The organism is Acidovorax sp. Q11, assembly GCF_054950075.1.
In genome coordinates this window covers 1-221 of sequence record NZ_JBUDZG010000142.1, presented here as the reverse complement: position 1 = coordinate 221, position 221 = coordinate 1, and the positions used below count along the sequence as shown (strand labels likewise).

The following is a 221-nucleotide window of genomic DNA, read 5'->3' as shown; positions in this document are numbered from 1 at the left end:
CCTGCGCCAGGCGCCCACGACAGTGGGGAACTTCTGGCCCCAGGGCCCGGCTTCAAACGCAGTCAGCTCGGCCTCAGCGGCCTCGGCGCTCACCGCCGTGTAGATCGGCTTGATGGCCGTGGCCAGGCTCTTGCGGTCCTTCCATGACGCAAAGTCCAGGCTACCCCGGATCAGATGCACGATGCAGGTCTGCAGCGTCGTGGCCGGGAACACTGCGCCCA

1 protein-coding gene is annotated in these 221 nt (G+C 67.4%); it reads right to left on the bottom strand.

Annotated elements, in window-relative coordinates; genetic code table 11:
• Positions 1–221, bottom strand: a 221-nt coding sequence (locus ACYZGB_RS23030; RefSeq protein WP_462391308.1) for a transposase, incomplete at both ends; no start/stop codon positions are given.